This is a genomic window from Janthinobacterium sp. BJB401 (genome assembly GCF_013372745.1).
Lineage (GTDB): Bacteria > Pseudomonadota > Gammaproteobacteria > Burkholderiales > Burkholderiaceae_D > Janthinobacterium > Janthinobacterium rivuli.
On record NZ_JABXFH010000014.1, the window covers coordinates 41729 to 58910 of the forward strand.

Annotated in this window: 11 protein-coding genes; 1 reads left to right on the top strand and 10 read right to left on the bottom strand. The window is 61.3% G+C overall.

The features are described from left to right. Positions 1-8 precede the first annotated feature (8 nt). The 10 genes from nusA to HWE17_RS11805 all read right to left on the bottom strand — a co-directional run bounded on the left by nusA (position 9) and on the right by HWE17_RS11805 (position 13721). Complete coding sequence (gene nusA, locus HWE17_RS11760; RefSeq protein WP_035825194.1) at positions 9-1574, bottom strand: transcription termination factor NusA; 1566 nt, start codon at positions 1572-1574, stop codon at positions 9-11. Then, positions 1571-2059 (bottom strand): ribosome maturation factor RimP, encoded by a 489-nt coding sequence (gene rimP, locus HWE17_RS11765; RefSeq protein ID WP_035828693.1) that lies wholly within the window; start codon positions 2057-2059, stop codon positions 1571-1573. The genes nusA and rimP overlap by 4 nt, the downstream gene beginning before the upstream one ends. A 343-nt stretch (positions 2060-2402) precedes the next feature. Then, the gene (rluB, locus tag HWE17_RS11770; protein WP_176388868.1) at positions 2403-4502 is read right to left on the bottom strand and encodes a 23S rRNA pseudouridine(2605) synthase RluB; all 2100 of its coding nucleotides are present in this window, start codon (positions 4500-4502) and stop codon (positions 2403-2405) included. Next, positions 4495-5289, bottom strand: a complete 795-nt coding sequence (scpB, locus tag HWE17_RS11775) for an SMC-Scp complex subunit ScpB (RefSeq protein ID WP_035825189.1) — start codon at positions 5287-5289, stop codon at positions 4495-4497. The genes rluB and scpB overlap by 8 nt, the downstream gene beginning before the upstream one ends. Positions 5290-5701: 412 nt before the next feature. Further along, positions 5702-6721 (bottom strand): glucokinase, encoded by a 1020-nt coding sequence (locus HWE17_RS11780; RefSeq protein WP_077400303.1) that lies wholly within the window; start codon positions 6719-6721, stop codon positions 5702-5704. 384 nt (positions 6722-7105) lie between these two features. Then, positions 7106-8068: a VTT domain-containing protein gene (locus HWE17_RS11785; RefSeq protein WP_035825185.1), complete on the bottom strand. Its 963-nt coding sequence runs from the start codon at positions 8066-8068 to the stop codon at positions 7106-7108. 27 nt (positions 8069-8095) lie between these two features. Next, positions 8096-9787, bottom strand: coding sequence for an ABC transporter ATP-binding protein (locus HWE17_RS11790; RefSeq protein WP_176388869.1), 1692 nt, complete (start codon positions 9785-9787; stop codon positions 8096-8098). 9 nt (positions 9788-9796) lie between these two features. After that, positions 9797-10906 carry an ABC transporter permease gene (locus HWE17_RS11795; RefSeq protein WP_035825181.1) on the bottom strand — a complete coding sequence of 370 codons (1110 nt, stop codon included), beginning with the start codon at positions 10904-10906 and terminating at the stop codon, positions 9797-9799. 9 nt (positions 10907-10915) lie between these two features. Then, positions 10916-11854: an ABC transporter permease gene (locus HWE17_RS11800; RefSeq protein ID WP_034782513.1), complete on the bottom strand. Its 939-nt coding sequence runs from the start codon at positions 11852-11854 to the stop codon at positions 10916-10918. Between the two features lie 28 nt (positions 11855-11882). Then, on the bottom strand, positions 11883-13721 hold the full coding sequence (locus HWE17_RS11805) for an ABC transporter substrate-binding protein (RefSeq protein ID WP_255206213.1): 1839 nt from the start codon (positions 13719-13721) through the stop codon (positions 11883-11885). A 723-nt stretch (positions 13722-14444) separates the two neighbouring features. On the opposite strand from HWE17_RS11805, the gene HWE17_RS11810 reads away from it, so the two are divergent. Next, positions 14445-17129, top strand: a complete 2685-nt coding sequence (locus HWE17_RS11810; RefSeq protein ID WP_369681724.1) for a TonB-dependent receptor — start codon at positions 14445-14447, stop codon at positions 17127-17129. The last annotated feature ends 53 nt before the right edge of the window (positions 17130-17182 follow it).

Consider the following 17182-nt stretch of genomic DNA (forward strand, 5'->3'; position numbering starts at 1 on the left):
TACTCAAATTAAGCCTTTGCGGATTCGGCCAGACTCCATGCCTTGGCTTGCAACGCCTTGGCACGATCGTCGTATTTCGAGTCAACCAACTTCATCTCATCGTCGGTCACATCTTTAAATTCACTTGTAATCAGTTCACGCGCACGGTCCGCAGACAAGGCCAGGATTGCGCCAAATTCGTCGTATGCCAGTGCTGCAAATGCTTCAACGGTCTTGATACCAGCCAGACCCAGCTTGCCGGCGGTAATGCGGTCCATGCCTTCCAGACCTACCAACGCCTCGTCCATGCCTTCCAGACCCTCTTCCGAAGCAATCGCTTCGGTAACGAGCGCATCACGCGCACGGGTACGGAGTTCATTGACGGTATCTTCGTCAAACGATTCGATTTCCAGCATTTCGGAAATTGGCACGTAAGCGATTTCTTCCAGACTGGCGAAACCTTCTTCCACCAGAATATCGGCCACTTCCTGGTCGACATCGAGCTTTTCCATGAACAGGATGCGCACGGCAGCCGTTTCCTGGGCAGCTTTGTCAGCCGATTCTTCGGCCGTCATGATGTTGATCTTCCAGCCGGTCAGGTCCGAGGCCAGGCGCACGTTCTGGCCGGAACGGCCGATCGCGATTGCCAGGTTTTCTTCGTCCACGACGACATCCATCGCGTGTTTTTCTTCGTCAACCATGATCGACGACACGTTCGCCGGCGCCAGGGCGCCGATGACGAACTGCGCCGGATCTTCCGACCACAGCACGATGTCGACGCGTTCGCCACCGAGTTCGCCGGTGACAGCCTGCACGCGCGAACCGCGCATGCCGACGCAAGTACCGATCGGGTCGATGCGCTTGTCGGCCGTGTAGACGGCGATCTTGGCGCGCACGCCGGCATCGCGGGCAGCGGATTTGATTTCCAGCATGCCTTGCTCGATTTCCGGCACTTCCAGCTCAAACAGCTTCATGATGAAGTCTGGCGCGGTGCGCGACAGAATCACTTGCGGGCCGCGCATATTGCGGTCGATGCGCAAGATGAAAGCACGCACGCGGTCGCCGATACGCAGATTCTCTTTCGGGATCATCTGGTCGCGTGGCAGACGGGCTTCGATCTTGCCCGATTCGACGATGGCGTCGCCGCGTTCCATGCGCTTGATGGTGCCGGTGACGAGCGAGTCGCCGCGTTCCAGGAAGTCGACCAGGATCTGTTCGCGTTCGGCGTCACGCACGCGCTGCAGGACAACCTGTTTGGTATCCTGGGCGAAACGGCGGCCGAATTCAACGGATTCGATCGGTTCTTCGATGTGGTCATCGACTTCGATATCGGAAATCTGTTCTTTTGCCTCGAAATGCAGGATCTCCTGATCCGGCAATTGCAGGCCCGCTTCATCGGGCACGACGTGCCAGCGGCGGAACGATTCGAATTCGCCCGTTTCGCGGTCGATCGAAACGCGGATGTCTACCTCACCCTCATACCGTTTCTTCGTGGCTTGCGCCAACGCGAATTCGAGGGCGCCGAAGACGACATCTTTATCGACGTTTTTTTCGCGCGCCAGCGCGTCAACCAATAATAAAACTTCGCGGCTCATGCTTTGCGTCCCTTAAAAACCACCTGCGGCACCAAGCGTGCCTTATCCACATCCGCGAGCGTAAACTCCAACATCGCCGGACCATCCTTACCTTCAAATTCCAACGACAATTTATCGCCCACGGGTTCTTGCAAGATCCCCTGGAACGATTTCCGGTTGTTCGTACCCGGCATCGCCACCATCAGCTTGACGATGATTTCCTGACCTGCGAAACGGACAAAGTCTTCCAGCTTGCGCACCGGACGATCAAGACCCGGGGAAGAAATCTCGAGACGCTCGTAAGGAACGTTCTCTACCGTCAACACATGCGATAACTGGTGACTCACCGTGGCACAGTCTTCGACCGTGATCGGACCTTTTTCAGCGGCATCGGCGGCGCTGAAATCAATAAAGACGCGCAGCAGTCCGCGCTCGGCACGTTCGACATCAACGAGCTCATAGCCCAGACCAGTAACTGTCTTTTCAATTAATCCCAACTGCTGCAAGAAATTCTCCAGAAATAAGGCCCGTTTTCGGCATGACAGCACCACTTGGGCGCCGACAACATGCAAAAACACGCATTCAAGTCATATATGGCCCCTTGCGGAGCCATGACAAACGGTTCAACAAAAAAAAAATGGGCATCTGCCCATCTTCTTGTATTTCCCCAACCAGATGAAAGCACTCCCCACCAAACAACCCTGCGGAGAACTTTTATTAGGCTGCAGATTATAACCTCTTATTAACTTCGCCGCAATGCCGCACACGAGGAGCGGCCCGGCTTACAACAGTTACAAGAGCGCGCACCCGCCGCAGATCGGCGGGTGCGCAAGAAGAAACTCTTCCCGATTAACCTTTGCTGCGGCGGCGCGGCATGCCATCCATGCCGCCGCGATCCATGCCGCCACGCGGCTGGCCACCGGAACGCGCTTGCCCACCGGCACCACCGCCCGTATTGCGGCGCGGACCCGTGTTGGCGAAGCCGAAGGCCGTTTGCAGCGGATCGGGCTGGCGCGGACCGCGCTGCGGCGCGCGGCCTTCGCCACCACCGGAAGGACGGCCCTGCCCCTGGCCTGCCGCACGCGGCGGACGGCCCTGGCCCTGGCCTTGGCCTTGCGCGCCTTCGAACGATGCCGACGAACGGGGCTGGCCACCCTGGAACGGACCTTGCGGCTGGCCGCGGCCAGGACCACGCGCTTCGCCTGGACGGCCGACGCCGCCTGGACGGCCCTGACCTTGCGGACGGGCAAACTGGCCTTGCGGCTGGCCACGGCGCGGCGCGACCGGGAACGGATCGGCGTTGCGGTTGCTCACATCGATGCGGTTGCCATTCGGCTCGTCATCGCGGTCCTTGCGTTCGACCTTGCGCGCTTCGCGGCCCTTGGCGGCGCCAGCGGCACGGGGGTCGCCCGATGCCGGCATTTTCTTTTCGATACCGTAGGCGGTCAGCAAGTCGCGCACGGTGTTTTCATCCATCTCTTCCCAGCGGCCGCGCTTCAGGCCGCTTGGCAGGGTCATGGCGCCGTAGCGGGTACGGATCAGGCGCGACACGGTCAGGCCGATCGCTTCGAACATGCGGCGCACTTCGCGGTTACGGCCTTCGCCGATCACCACGCGGTACCACTTGTTGATGCCTTCGCCGCCGCCATCGGCGATCTTGGAGAACTGCGCCAGGCCGTCTTCCAGCTCGACGCCGGCCAGCAGTTTCTGGCGCATGCCCTCTTCCAGCTCGCCCAGCGTACGCACGGCGTATTCGCGGTCGATGCCGTAGCGCGGGTGCATCAAACGGTTGGCCAGGTCACCGGAGGTGGTAAACAGCAGCAAGCCTTCCGTGTTGAAGTCGAGGCGGCCAACGGCCAGCCACTTGCCTGCCTTCATGGTTGGCAGGCGGTCGAACACGGATGGACGGCCGTCCGGGTCGTTGTGGCTGACGATTTCGCCGGCCGGCTTGTGGTAGACCAATACGCGCGGCGGCTTCTTGCTGACGCGGCGCTGAATCAGTTTGCCGTTGATGCGCACGTGGTCGCTCGGCAAGATGCGCTGGCCGATGTGGGCCGGCTCGCCATTCACGGACACGCGGCCCGAAATGATCAGGTCTTCCATGTCGCGGCGCGAACCGAGACCGGCTTCGGCCAGCACCTTGTGCAGCTTCGGCGCGTCGTCGTCGGACGTCAGGTCGCGGCGCACGGCCACTTTCTGCACGCGGCCCGTGCCGCCTTCTTCGCTGTCGAACGCGTCGGAGGTGACGAACGAGAAGACAGCATCAGCGTCGCTGAGTTTGCCTGGCGCAGCCTGGCGGCCCTTGCCCTTTTTACGGCTCTTGCCGGCATTCTTGCCAGCGCCCGGTACGTCGTTGCGCGGACCGCGCGGCAGGCGCGGGCCGGAAACGAGGTTGCCTTCGGCATCGAACACGTCGGCGACAGGCGCGGCGGCTTGCTCTGCGGCAGGCGCGGCTGCAACGGCTTCGGCGGCCTGCGGTGCTTCGGCGCGCGGCGGCTGGCGCAGTGCGCGTTCCGCCTGCACGCCACGCATCTGGCGCGGACCGCGGGTCGGACGTGCCTCAGCCGGCTTGTCGGCGACGGCTTCGGGCGCCGTTTCAGCGACAGCGGCAGCGGCCTTGGCGGCGGCGCGGGCGCGCGGCGGACGCGGTGCAGGTGCGGCAACCGCTTCGGCAGCCGCTTCCGCGGCGTCGGCCACGGCCTTCAAGGCTGGCTTGGCGCGGGTTTTCTTGACGGCTGGGGCGGCTCCAACTTCAGCAGCGGCGACGGGCGCATCAGCAGCCACGTCGGCTTTCGTGCGGCGCTTCGGCTTGGCTGGGACAGCGTCGCCAGCAGCGGTAGTTGCAGCAGCGGCATCGGCTTCGATCTGAGCCTTGGTGCGGCGCTTGGGCTTGGCAACGATGGCTTCGTCGCTGGCGGTTACTGTCTCGGGTGTGTTCGGATTATTCATTCTTCGTTTCTTGGCTGTGCTGACCTGGCGCAGCGTCAACCGTTAGTTCTGGCGCAGGGTCGTGAGTGTAGGCTTCGTCCGTGGGCGAAGCATCGGGGCCGGCATCAAGGCTTGCTGTCACATCTATATCTGTCACAGCCGTATTGCTACCTGCACCAAGCTGGGGGACAAGCTCATTGCTTGCCTTGTCAAAATTTTCTTGCAGGGCCGCTTCCAGGGCTTCGAGCCCATTGCCCTGCATCTCGCTGATTTGCTGCAAAGGCGGCAGCTGGGACAGCGATTGCAAACCCAGGTCATCCAAAAATTGCTTGGTGGTGGCCAGCAAGGCCGGCCGCCCCACCACGTCGCGGTAACCGATGGCATCGACCCAGCCACGGTCTTCCAGCATCTTGATCGTCTGCGAATTGACGGCAACGCCGCGAATTTCCTCGATATCGCCGCGCGTCACCGGCTGGCGGTAGGCGATGATGGCGAGGGTTTCCAGGGTCGCCCGCGAATACTTGGGCGGCCGCTCGGGCGTCATGCGATCGAGATACATCTTCATTTCCGGGCGGCTTTGAAAGCGCCAGCCCGACGCCAGACTGACGATCTCGATGCCGCGCCCTTCCCACTCATCGCGCAACTCTTCCAGCAATTGCTTGATCGTGTCGGCGCCAACGCCGACGCCGCGCACGCGACCATTCTCGTCCGCATCGACGAACAGCTTCTTCAAGCTGTGGATCGTCAGCGACTCACGAGCGCACAGCAACGCGGTTTCGAGGACTTTTTTAGCCTCAATTGTATTCATAGCAATTCTGTGCGGATGTGTGTTGCAATTCGTATGCAGAGAAAGAAATCAAAAACGTTCATTTCAACGTAACAGAGGGCAGACATCGATGATGACGCCGTGCTGGGTTACTAGTTGAGGCTGTTTTTCCGACGCCTTGGCCGATGCGCGCAAAGCGGGACTAAAGCGGATGCAGTGAAAGTCCTGCCATCCATGGTGCTGGCCTTAATTAACCTTCACTAAGTAACCAGCAATGAAACGATCTCCGGAGCAGCTGCTTTTCCCGTGGCGACGAAGCAGCCAGACAGGAGAGCGACAGTCGTCGTTTCATCCAACGATGCCAATTGTACCTGATAAAAAGCGGAAAAGCGCAAAACCGGGCAAAACACGCGTTTTACCCGGTTCTGGCGCGACATATCGCCCGCTGCCCGCATCACAGGGAGGCGAGTTTCTCCGACAGAATGGCCGATGCACCCAGGAAAGCTGGGTACTGCGCCGTGATGACGAAGGTCGGCACTTGCGAGACATAATTGGCGAAGCGGCCCTTGCGCTCGAAGCGGGCGCGGAAGCCGGAGCGGTCGAAACGCGCGCCCAGGCGTGGCACGATGCCGCCGCCGATATAAATGCCGCCCAGCGCACCCAGGGTGACGGCAACGTTGCCCGCCACCGTGCCGAGCATGCAGCAGAACGCTTCGATGACGTCGTCGCACAGCTGGGATTCGCCAGCCAGCGCGCGGCGCGTGATTTCCGCCGCCGGCAAGTCTTCCGCCGGCACGCCCGCGCGGTCGGCCAGGGCGCGGTAGATCAGTTCCAGACCATCGCCGGAGATCAGGCGTTCGGCCGAGACGTGCTCATATTCACGCCAGGCAAATTGCAGAATGCTCACTTCCGTTTCATTGAACGGCGCAAAGCTGACGTGGCCGCCTTCGCTTTGCAGGGCGATCCAGCCGCCATGCGACGGAATCAGGCCCGATACGCCCAGGCCCGTGCCGGCGCCGATCAGGCCGATGGCCGTGTTCGGACGGGCCGTGCCCGCGCCCACCTGGTGCTTTTGCTCGTTCGACAACTGCGGCAAGGCGCGCGCCAGGGCCGTGAAATCGTTGACCACGTCCAGGGTCGTGAAACCGCACTCTTCGCGCATGGCGCGGATCGAGAACGACCAGTGGTGGTTCGTCATGCTGAGGAAATCGCCGTCGACCGGGTTGGCGATGGCGATCACGGCATGGCGCACGGCTTGCCCGCCGGCGGCTGCGATATGCGGCAGGGCCAGATAGGCTTGCAGGGCGGCGGACAGGCTCGGGTAATCGGCACAGGGCAGCACTTCCACCAGGGTGATGTGGCCAGCGGCCACTTCCAGGGCGAAACGGGCATTGGTGCCGCCCACGTCGGCCAGCAGGCGCGGTCCATCGGCGAAGGCGGAAGTCGGCAGTACGGGAGAAGACGAAGCGCTCATGATTTTAAATGATGAAGTGGGACGCATGGGACGCCAAGCTTAAAGGATGAATGCGCCCGGAGGCAAGCAAAGTTTGTAGTTTAAGTACATCAAAACGAGCCTTTATTGGTAGTTCCACTCCAAATGCAACAGGCAGCGCAAAAATTGCTTGAAAACAATGATTTATAGTAAGTGCTCGCACTCGGTAAACTCAAGAAAAGCATGTTGCATAGCAGCAGGAATCGCCTTGAAAACACAGTATGCCGGAGTTTGCGCAAAGCCGCTTTGTATGGAACGGCGCAGGTGTGGCGCTGCCGTCCTGGCGGCGCTGCAACGATGTTTTCGTATTATTACTACCGACTTGCGTGCTACCAAGCAACAGCTATCGGCCAGCAATCAGGCGGATCAGGAAGGCAAACCTTCGCCCAGCAGGCTGGCAGGCGCCGGCTCGTCGGAGCGGTAGGCGGCATTCCAAGCGTCGAGGCCGCCATGCAGGGGCTTGGCCCGGTGGAAGCCGTGCTGGTGCAGCAGCTTGGCCACTTGCGCGGCCGTCACGTCGTTGGGACAGCTGCAATACACGATGATGTGGCGGTCCTTGTCCATGGCGATCATGGCCGGCACGGGTTCCTTGCCGTTGAAGAACAAGGCGCCCGGCACTGCCGGCTCCAGCGCCTGCGCCGTGGCGCTGCGCGCGTCGACCATCAGCGGCTCTTCGCCCTGCTCTATGAGTTCGAGCAATTCATCGATGCCGATGCGCTCGATCTGCAAGGCCTGGCGGAAACGCCGGCGTTCGAGGAATTTGTACAGCAGGAACAAGCCCAGCAAGGTGGCCAGCATCAGCAAGGCCGTGCTGCCCATGGTGCTGAGCAAGTCGAGCACCTGCTGCACGCTGGCATGGAAAATCACGCCGACGACGATGCCCGTGCCGCTCCACAGCAAGGCGCCCAGGCCCGCGTACAGGAAGAACAGTCCCGGCGGCGTACCCAGCGCGCCCGACATGGGCGCCGCCACGGTATTGAAACCCGGCACGAACTTGGAGACGATCAGGGCTTTCGGGCCCCAGCGCTTGAATTTGTCTTCCGTCTGGCTGACGCAGTAATCGGGCGACAGCGAGATGCGGCACAGCAGCCGCAGGATGCGCTTGCCGAAATGGCGGCCCGCGCGGAACCACGTGAAGTCGCTGATCAGGCAGGCGCTTAGCGCGGCGGCCAGCACCAGGCCCCCATTCATGTCGCCATCGACGGCCAGCGCCCCCGCCACCACGAGGATGGGAAAGGCGGGAATCGGCAGGCCGAGCTGCTCCACCAGCACGATGCCAAAGACAATCAGGACACCGTAATGTTCGAGCAGGTAAATGAGGTTGGGCATGGCCGCTATCTTACCGTAAAAGCGTGTTTAGATTTGCACGCCCTTGGGTATGGCGCTGAGCAGGGTGCGCGTGTATGGATGCACGGGATTGCGGTACAGCTCATCCGAATCGGCCAGCTCCACCACTTGCCCCTTGTGCATCACCATCACGTGGTCGGCGATGTATTTCACCACCGACAAATCGTGCGAAATGAAGATGTAGGACAGGCCAAATTCATCCTGCAAATCCTGCAGCAAATTGAGTACCTGCGCCTGCACCGACACGTCCAGCGCCGACACGGATTCATCGCACACGAGGATTTCCGGCTGCATGGTCAGGCAGCGGGCAATCGCGATGCGCTGGCGTTGTCCGCCAGAAAACTCGTGCGGATAGCGGTGGAAGGCCTGTTCCGGCAAGCCGACTTTATCGAGCAGCCAGTAGGCCTTGGCGATGCGTTCCTGGTCGGTCGCGCCGATCTTGTGAATGCGCATCGGTTCCAGCAAAATCTGCCCCACCGTAAAGCGCGGGTTCAAGGACGCGTATGGATTCTGGAAGATGATCTGGATGCGGCGTTTATACGGCAAATATTCCTTGTTCGGCATGGCGATCAGATCCTTGCCGTGGAACATGGCCGTGCCGCCCGTTGCCTGGTGCAGGCGCAGCAGGGTCAAGCCCACCGTCGTCTTGCCGGAACCGGACTCGCCCACCACGCCCAACGTCTTGCCGCGCGGCAAAGTGAACGACACGTCCTTGACGGCCTGGAACTCGCGCTTGCCGAACAGGCCGACACGCGTATAAAAACTTTTACTGAGATTATTCACCACCAGCACGGGCTCGTCACCGGGCGTGTAGCCGCGCGTGCGCTGTTTCACCTCGACACCGGGGCCGGCCTTGCCGTCCATGTAATCGGCAATCACTGGCAGGCGCCATGGGCGCTCGTCCAGCGAAGGGCGGCAATGCAGCAGGGCTTTGGTATAAGCGTCGGTCGGTGCTTCAAAGACCTGGCGCACCTCGCCCGTCTCGCGCACTTCGCCGTGGCGCATGACGATCACCTGGTCGGCGATTTCCCCCACCAGGCCCAGGTCGTGGGTAATGAACAGCACGGACATCTGATGCTTCTTTTGCAGCGCCGCGATCAGGTCCATGATCTGCTTCTGGATCGTCACGTCCAGCGCCGTTGTCGGTTCGTCCGCGATCAAGAGTTTCGGTTCGCAGGCGATCGCCATGGCGATCATCACGCGCTGCTGCTGGCCGCCCGACATCTGGCTCGGGTAGGCGTCGATCTTGGTGGCCGGGTCGGGGATGCCCACTTCTTCCAGCAGCGCCAGCGTACGCGCGCGCGCCTGCTTGCGGTTCATGCCCATGTGCTGGCGCAACACTTCGGCGATCTGGAAGCCGACCGTGAACACGGGGTTCAACGACGACATCGGCTCCTGGAAGATCATCGAGATATCCTTGCCGCACATGGTGCGCCGCTCGGCGATCGACAATTTGAGCAGGTCGCGCCCGCCAAAGTGGATGCTCGAGGCGGGGGCTATGATGGTGTTATCCGGCGGCAGCAAGCCCATCACGGCCAGCGAGCTGACGGACTTGCCGCTGCCCGATTCGCCCACCAGCGCGACGGTGCTGTTGCGCGGCACGTTGAACGAGATGCCCTTGACGGCTTCGAACGTGGTCTTCTTGTCCAGGCGGAAGGTGACGCGCAGGTCGCGCACTTCCAACAGGTTATTCTGGTCCATGAGCAACTCCTATTTCACTTTGGGGTCGAGCGCATCGCGCAAGGCATCGGTAAACAGCGAGAACGCCGTCACCAGCACGGCCATCGCCGTGGCGGCGGCTGTCAGCTGCCACCATTTGCCCAGGATCAGTTCATTTTGTGCCTCGTTGAGCATGCTGCCCCACGAGACGGTACCCACCGGCACGCCAAAGCCGAGGAAGCTCAAAATCACTTCCGCCTTGATGAAGCCCACGACCAGAATCGACATTTGCACCAAGGCAACGTGGCTCACGTTGGGGAAGATGTGGGAAAACATCTTGCGCCAGTGCGAGGCGCCGATCGCGTCTGCCGCCATCACGTATTCGCGCGCCTTGTGCTTGATGTATTCGGCGCGTATCAAACGGTACGGCCCCGTCCAGCCCGTCAGCCCCAGGATCAGCACGATGGTCAGCACGCCCTTCTGTTGCAGCACGGCCGCCACCGTCAAGATCATCAGGATCGATGGGATCGACGTGAAAATGCTGTAGAACCAGTTGAAAAAGTCATCGACGACGCCGCCGAAGTAGCCGGACACGGCGCCAAAGATGGTGCCCAGCACCACGGCCAGCAAGGCCGCCACCAGGCCCACGACGATCGACGTTTCGCCGCCCTTGATGGTTTTCTGCAGGATGTCGTGACCCCACTTGTCGGCGCCGAACGGCAGGGTTGCCGCCTTGTGCGTGACGAGTTTCTTGGCCTTGCCCATGCCGGCGCGCAAGGCCGTCAAGTCGTCGGCCAGCGGGTCCGTGACGCCGTACATCTCGACGCCGGCCGATGGATTACTGCCCATCTGGGCCCGCAGTTCGGCGATGTCGTCGGCCAGCGGATCAAGCACGTTGACGGGGGTGGGCGCGCTGCGCTCGTCCGTCACGGGCATCGCGCCATCGGCGGCGACGTCCTTGTCGGCGCCCACGAAGGTCGGCGGCGCATAGCTGACGGCCACTTCGTCTTCCCAGTTGGAGGCCACCAGGCCGCTGGCGGACGCCAGCACCAGCAGGAAAAAGGCGCCGACCACGGCCAGCGATACCATTGCAATCTTGTCGCCGCGCAAACGGCGCCACGCCAGGGCCCACAGGCCGGGCGATGTATGAGGTTTCGACATCGTCTCTTTCTACTTCAGTTGTACGCGAGGATCGACCGCCTGGTACAGCAGGTCGGTGAGCAGGTTGAAGAGCATGGTGGCGGCGGCAACATACACGGTGATCGCCTTGATCACCGGAAAGTCACTGCGCTCGACGGCCAGAATCACTTCACGCCCGATGCCGGGGATGCCGAAAAAGCGCTCGAGCAGGAAAGCGCCGATCAGCAGGGCCGGCAAGTTCGACATCACATAGGTAATGATGGGAATGCCGGCATTGCGCAGCACGTGCACCCACATGATGCGGCCTTCCTTGAGGCCCTTGGCGCGCGCCGTGCGCACGTAATCCTGGTTCGCCTCGTCCAGCACGAAGGTGCGGAACAGGCGCAGGGTCGGCGCAATCGACACGGCCAGGCCGATCAGGATCGGCAAGGTGGAATAGCGCAGCAGGTTTTCCCAGAAGCTGTCGCCCCAGCCCTGCACGGGGAACAGGCCCAGTTTATAAGCGAAGCCGTACTGGAAGACGATGATGTAGACGAGGATGGAAATCGACATGCCCACTGTACAGGCGATCATGACGGCGCGGTCCGTCAGCGAGCCACGCACGAAGGCGATGGCCAGCGCCAGCGCCACGCCAAAAAACGTTTCCAGCACGGTCAGCGGGATCAAGACCATCATCGACGGCCCCAGGCGCGAGGTGATGATGTGCGACACGGATTCCCCCGTGGCCCAGCTCTGGCCGAAGTCGAACGTGACGATCTGCTTGATGAAGATCCACAGCTGCACGTAATACGGCTGGTCGACCCCGAGCTGGCGGCGGATGTTGGCGATGCTTTCGGCACTCGACATCTTGCCGGCCAAAATGTAGGCGGGGTCACCGCCGACCCAGTTAAACAGGATAAACACCAGCAGGACCACGCCCAGCATGGTCGGCAGCATCTGCCACAGGCGGCGCAGGATATAAGCAAACATAATGATTCCTTGTTTCTATAAGCTGCGCTTATTTTTTAGCCGGGTCGGCAGCAGGCGCCACCGGCGCGCCCGTATTGTCGATATCCATATACGCCCATTCCTGGAACAGGATCGGGTGCTTCTTGTAGCCCTGCACCGACTTTTGCGCCAGCATGTTGCGGTAGCGCGCATAGCCGATCAGGGCGCCCGCATTGACTTCCAGGCGGCGCGCCATCTTGTGGAACAGCTCGTCGCGCTCAGGGCTGGCCGGCATGGCCTGGCTGGCCGCGTACCATTTATCGTACTCGGGATCCTGGTAGCAGCCATTGTTGTTCTGGTGCGTGTTCGGGCCGTAGAACAGCTGCATGAAGTTGTCGCCGTCCGGATAGTCGGCCAGCCACGGCGCCGTGCGCGTCTGCATCTTGCACTGCTTTTCCGTCTTTAAAATGTCGGAAAAGATCATGCGGTCGTTTTCCATGCGGATGCCCAGCGAGTTGTACGTCTTGCGCCACATTTCCGCCTGCAGCACGCCATTGGCTTCGTTGCGCGAAGCGTAGCGGATCAGCAGCGGCTTGCCGTCCGGAAGAGTGCGCCAGCCGTCGGCGCCCTTCTTGTAACCGAATTTATCCAGCAATTTGTTGGCCAGCACGGGATCGTATTGCAGTAGGGATTTGTAGTGCGGATCGTAGCCGACGACGCCGGGCGGTATCGGATAGTCGAGGCGCTTGGCCTGGCCATTCCAGATGATGCGGATTTCCTCGTCGATATTGTGCGCCATGGCGATGGCGCGGCGCAGGGCGATCTTTTCCTTGCTGAAGCCGCCCAGGGTCGGGTCTTCCATATTCCAGTAGTAATAGCTGATCTCGGGATCGAGCAGGCGCGACAGTTGCACGCCCTTCTCCGCCAGCTCGGGACGCAGCTTGCCGTTGAGCAATGCTTTCGGCGCCAGCGGGCCATCGAGCCAGAACACATCCGTGCCGCCGCTCTGGAACGACAGCCAGCGCGACTGGTCTTCGATCATCACGGAAATTTCGATGCGGTCGATGGCGGGAATGCGTTTACCCTGCATCTGGCGCACGATGCGCTGGTCGTCCGGGTCGTCGCCTGCCATGAAGTTCCACGTCTCGGGCAAGTGCTGCGGGTTGCGGTTCAGGACGATGCGGTTGCCGCGCGTCCACTCACCGAGGGTGTAATAGCCGGTGCCGACGGGATTCGAACCCACTTCGCCCTTCACGTCGCCATATTTGTCCACCACTTCGCGCGCCACGGCGGCCGTCGGCACGTAGGCGAGGATCATGGGGAAATTGAAATCGGTCTTGGTCAGCGTGATGCGCAAGGTGTACGGGTCGAGGATTTCCAGGCCGGCCACCTTCTTGTTGAAGTCGAGCTTGTTCGACTTGGCCGCTTCCTTGGCCAGATCATCGAGGCCCACCACCTTGCCTTCGAACAGCCAGCTGTGCGGCGAAGCCAGGCGCGGGTCGAACAAACGCTTCCACGAATACACATAATCGGCCATCGTCAGTTCGCGGCGCTTGCCGCCGAACGCGGCGTCCGGCGTGAACAGGATGCCTTTTTTCAGGCGGATGGTATAGGTCTTGCCGTCGGCGGACACTTCCGGCATGGCGGCGGCCGCACCGGGCACCACCTTCACGGGGCGCGCCAGGTAATCATAGGTGTACAGGGTGTCGAAGACGGCCTGCGTGATGTGGTTCGAATACAGGTCGCGCGCGGTGGCCGGATCGAAGCCCGTCTCGGCGGCCGGCAGAATATAGCGCAAGGTTTTCACCGGCGCGCCCGCGGCAGGGGCGGCATCGGCGGCAACGGCCGCCAGCGGCAGGGTGGCCAGGCAGGCGAGCAGCGCCACGCGCCGCATCCATGGTGACTTCATGTAATACCCTTCATCTCGATTATCTGTCGCACCGCATTGGTGCGCCTGTACTGGCTTCCCCCTGGGATACAGGATTCCACCGCCAAAACCAGTCCATCCACGCAAGATCTATGCCTTGCTTATCGCCAGCCCCGTCCGCATGCAGGCGCGCTGGAAAAAGGCGTAACGATAACGCATATTTTGTCCGCCGGGCGAAAAGCCGCAGTGCTGGCGTGGCGCGCAGCCACGGCCGCCCGATCACGGGGAAAATCTTCCGCATCGCAACAAAAGCCAGCCGCCACCATGAAAAAATACCTTGGTAACAACCCTTACGGCCCCGAATGACAGCTGTTTTTATGGCAGTACGGAAAATATGCGGCGCACTGCAACATTGAAATAATTGCAAATATTGAAACAAGTCAATATTATAAAAAACACTGTTGTTTCCATGCCGAAAAAGCATGTGTGCGCGTTGACAGGTTTTCCCGGCAAATGGTCTTATCAATCACGGCAATGCACGATATGCCGTTTGACCCACAGCGATTGCCGACGCAGCAATCTTTATCACCCTGGCAAAGCTGTGCCGCACAAGGGCCAGCCGAGCACACTTTCGGAGTTCTGAGAATGATGATGGAAACAGTGATATCCCGCTCCGTACGCCTGATCTTTTCGGGTAGCGTGGCAGCGCTCAGCCTTGGCATCATGGCTGCGCCGGCAATGGCACAAGATGCCAATGTGCAACGTGTGGAAATTACAGGCTCGAGCATCAAACGAGCCACGGCCGAGACCGCATCGCCGGTACAGCTCATCACCCGCGACGACTTGATGAAATCGGGCAAGGCCACCGTGGCCGAATACCTGCAAACCCTGACCGCCGATGGCGCCGGCTCCCTGCCGACGGGCTTCGGCAACGGTTTTGCCGCCGGTTCCACGGCCATCTCGCTGCGCGGCCTGGGCGCCACCTCGACCCTGGTCTTGCTCAATGGCCGCCGCATGGCGCCGTTCGCGCGCGCCGATGACGGCCAGAAGAGCTTTACCGACCTGTCCACCGTGCCGATGCAGATTGTCGAGCGCATCGAAATCCTCAAGGACGGCGCCTCGTCGACGTATGGCGCGGACGCCATCGCCGGCGTCGTCAACATCATCCTGCGCAAGGATTTCGAAGGCCTGACCCTGAAGGCCGACACGGGTATCTCCGGCGACAGCGACGCCAAGCAGCACCGCGCCTCGCTGACCTTCGGCAAGGGCAACCTGGACACGGATAAATTCAATGTCGTCGTCAATGCCGAATACAGCAAATCGGACATGCTGATGAACAGCGACCGCTCCGGGCGCAAATGGATAGGCAAGGGCGACCTGCGCCCGTATGGCTATGCGATCAACACCCAGTTCGCCGGCGGCTACATCAACAGCAACAACGATGCGAATCCCTCGCCGACAGGCCTGATCCGCGACCCCGTCACCAACAACTATGTCTCCCTGCCCGGCTGCTCCACCTTGTCCGTGTCTTCACCGCAAGATCCGAAAGGCGGCTGCGTGTGGCACCACGACCAGTTCCGCTCGATGCAGCCGAAGATCGAATCGGTCAACCTGTACACGCGCGGCACCTGGCAAGTCAATGCCGACACCCAGGTATACGCGGAAGCGGGCTACTCGAAACGCGACACGGCCTTTACCCTGATCCCGCCATCGGTCACGCCCACCGTCGCCTTCCCGCCGAACGCCACCAGCCCGACTGGCGTCGTCAATTACGGTTCCGGTGCCGGCACCACCATTGTGCTGGCCGCCAACCATCCGCAAAATCCGTACGGCGTGCCGGTACGCGTGCGCTACCAGGCTTTCGACGTCGGCCCCAGCACGCGCCAGGCCAACAACGAGTTCAACCGCATCGTGCTCGGCGTCAAGGGCAATGCCATGGGCTGGGACTACGATGCAGGCTACACGCATTCGGAATCGAAGCTGCACCTCGATTACAGCAACATGCTGAACATGGCCGTCGTCAGGGATGCCCTGGGCGATTCCAGTCCGGCCAGCAAGCATTTCCCCTACTACATCGGTGCACAGGCAGGCAAGAATCCGGCCTCGCTGTACGCAGCCATGGTCACCAACGCCACCTCCGATTCGACGACCAAGCTCGACATCATCGACTTCAAGGCCTCGCGCGAGCTGATGCAGTTGCCGGGCGGCGCCCTGGGCCTGGCAGTGGGCGCGGAACACCGTCGCGACAAGCTCGACAATCCATCGCTGACTGGCACGGAAGACGGTTCCATCAACGCCAGTTACGTGGCGGCCAAGGGCGACAGCAAGGTCTCGGCCGTGTTCATGGAAGTGCTGGCGCCCGTCTTCAAGACGGTGGAACTGTCGGGCGCCTTGCGTTACGACAAATACGACCGTTTCTCGTCGACCACGCCGAAACTGGGCGCCAAGTGGACGCCACTGAAAACCTTCGCCGTGCGCGGCACGTATTCGGAAGGTTTCCGCGCGCCGGGCCCGGCAGAAAGCAATGCCGATTCGCAATCGACGGGCACCGCGACCGTAAGCGATCCCGTGCGCTGCCCGGGCGGCACCCGCCTGCCGGGCGCCAATGCCAGCGACTGCGAACTGCAGGTGGCGGCCGTCAAGGTCGGCGACCCCAGCCTCAAGCCGGAAAAATCCAAGGGCTACACCCTGGGCATCGTGTGGGATCCGTTCAACGATACCAGCCTGTCGCTCGATGGCTGGAAGATCAAGCGCGAAAACGAGATCAACCCCCTGCCGTACAACGAAGCGGCCGCCCTGCCGACCGCCATCCGCGCCGACAACAACCTGACCATCAATGGCGTCGTCACGCCGAACACGGGCACCTTGCTGATCACCAAGGCGCCGTACCGCAACTCCAGCTTCACGGAGATCAAGGGTATCGACCTGGACGTCAAGCAGCGCGTGCGCCTGGGCGACTACGGCCGCGCCACGTTCGGCCTGACCTGGACCCACATCGCCTCGTGGGTGCGGGCCGAATCATCCACCGTGCGCTACCAGTTTGCTGGCACGCATGGCAATTGCGATACCTCCAACTGCGCCGGCACGCCGAAGGACAAGATCAATCTCACCGGCTCGTGGGATCTGGGCAACTGGAACGTCAGCGGCGTGCTGAACTATCGTTCAGACATGAAAAATATCAAGTTTGAGGGCATTCCTTGCTCCTCCAAACTGGCCGACGGCACACCGGCGCCGAACGGTTGCAAGCTCGCCTCATTCACCACGCTCGACCTGTCGAGCCGTTGGAATGTCAGCAAGCAGCTGCAACTGTTTGCCTCGATCAACAACGTGACCGACAAGATCGCGCCGCTCGATCCGCTGACCTATGGCGGCATGAGCTACAACCCGATGGATGCCAGCGGCGCCATCGGCCGCTACTTCAAACTGGGCGCCAGCTACAAGTTCTTCTAAGCTGACGCAGGCATCCTGACGCGAGGCGGTGAGCAATCACCGCCTTTTTTTGT

What these genes read in the sequence shown, in the direction of transcription:
- scpB (WP_035825189.1), bottom strand. Translation starts at nt 5,289, where the DNA reads ATGAATACAATTGAGGCTAAAAAAGTCCTCGAAACCGCGTTGCTGTGC.
- HWE17_RS11805 (WP_255206213.1), bottom strand. Translation starts at nt 13,721, where the DNA reads ATGAAGTCACCATGGATGCGGCGCGTGGCGCTGCTCGCCTGCCTGGCC.
- nusA (WP_035825194.1), bottom strand. Translation starts at nt 1,574, where the DNA reads ATGAGCCGCGAAGTTTTATTATTGGTTGACGCGCTGGCGCGCGAAAAA.
- HWE17_RS11780 (WP_077400303.1), bottom strand. Translation starts at nt 6,721, where the DNA reads ATGAGCGCTTCGTCTTCTCCCGTACTGCCGACTTCCGCCTTCGCCGAT.
- HWE17_RS11800 (WP_034782513.1), bottom strand. Translation starts at nt 11,854, where the DNA reads ATGTTTGCTTATATCCTGCGCCGCCTGTGGCAGATGCTGCCGACCATG.
- HWE17_RS11790 (WP_176388869.1), bottom strand. Translation starts at nt 9,787, where the DNA reads ATGGACCAGAATAACCTGTTGGAAGTGCGCGACCTGCGCGTCACCTTC.
- rluB (WP_176388868.1), bottom strand. Translation starts at nt 4,502, where the DNA reads ATGAATAATCCGAACACACCCGAGACAGTAACCGCCAGCGACGAAGCC.
- HWE17_RS11785 (WP_035825185.1), bottom strand. Translation starts at nt 8,068, where the DNA reads ATGCCCAACCTCATTTACCTGCTCGAACATTACGGTGTCCTGATTGTC.
- HWE17_RS11795 (WP_035825181.1), bottom strand. Translation starts at nt 10,906, where the DNA reads ATGTCGAAACCTCATACATCGCCCGGCCTGTGGGCCCTGGCGTGGCGC.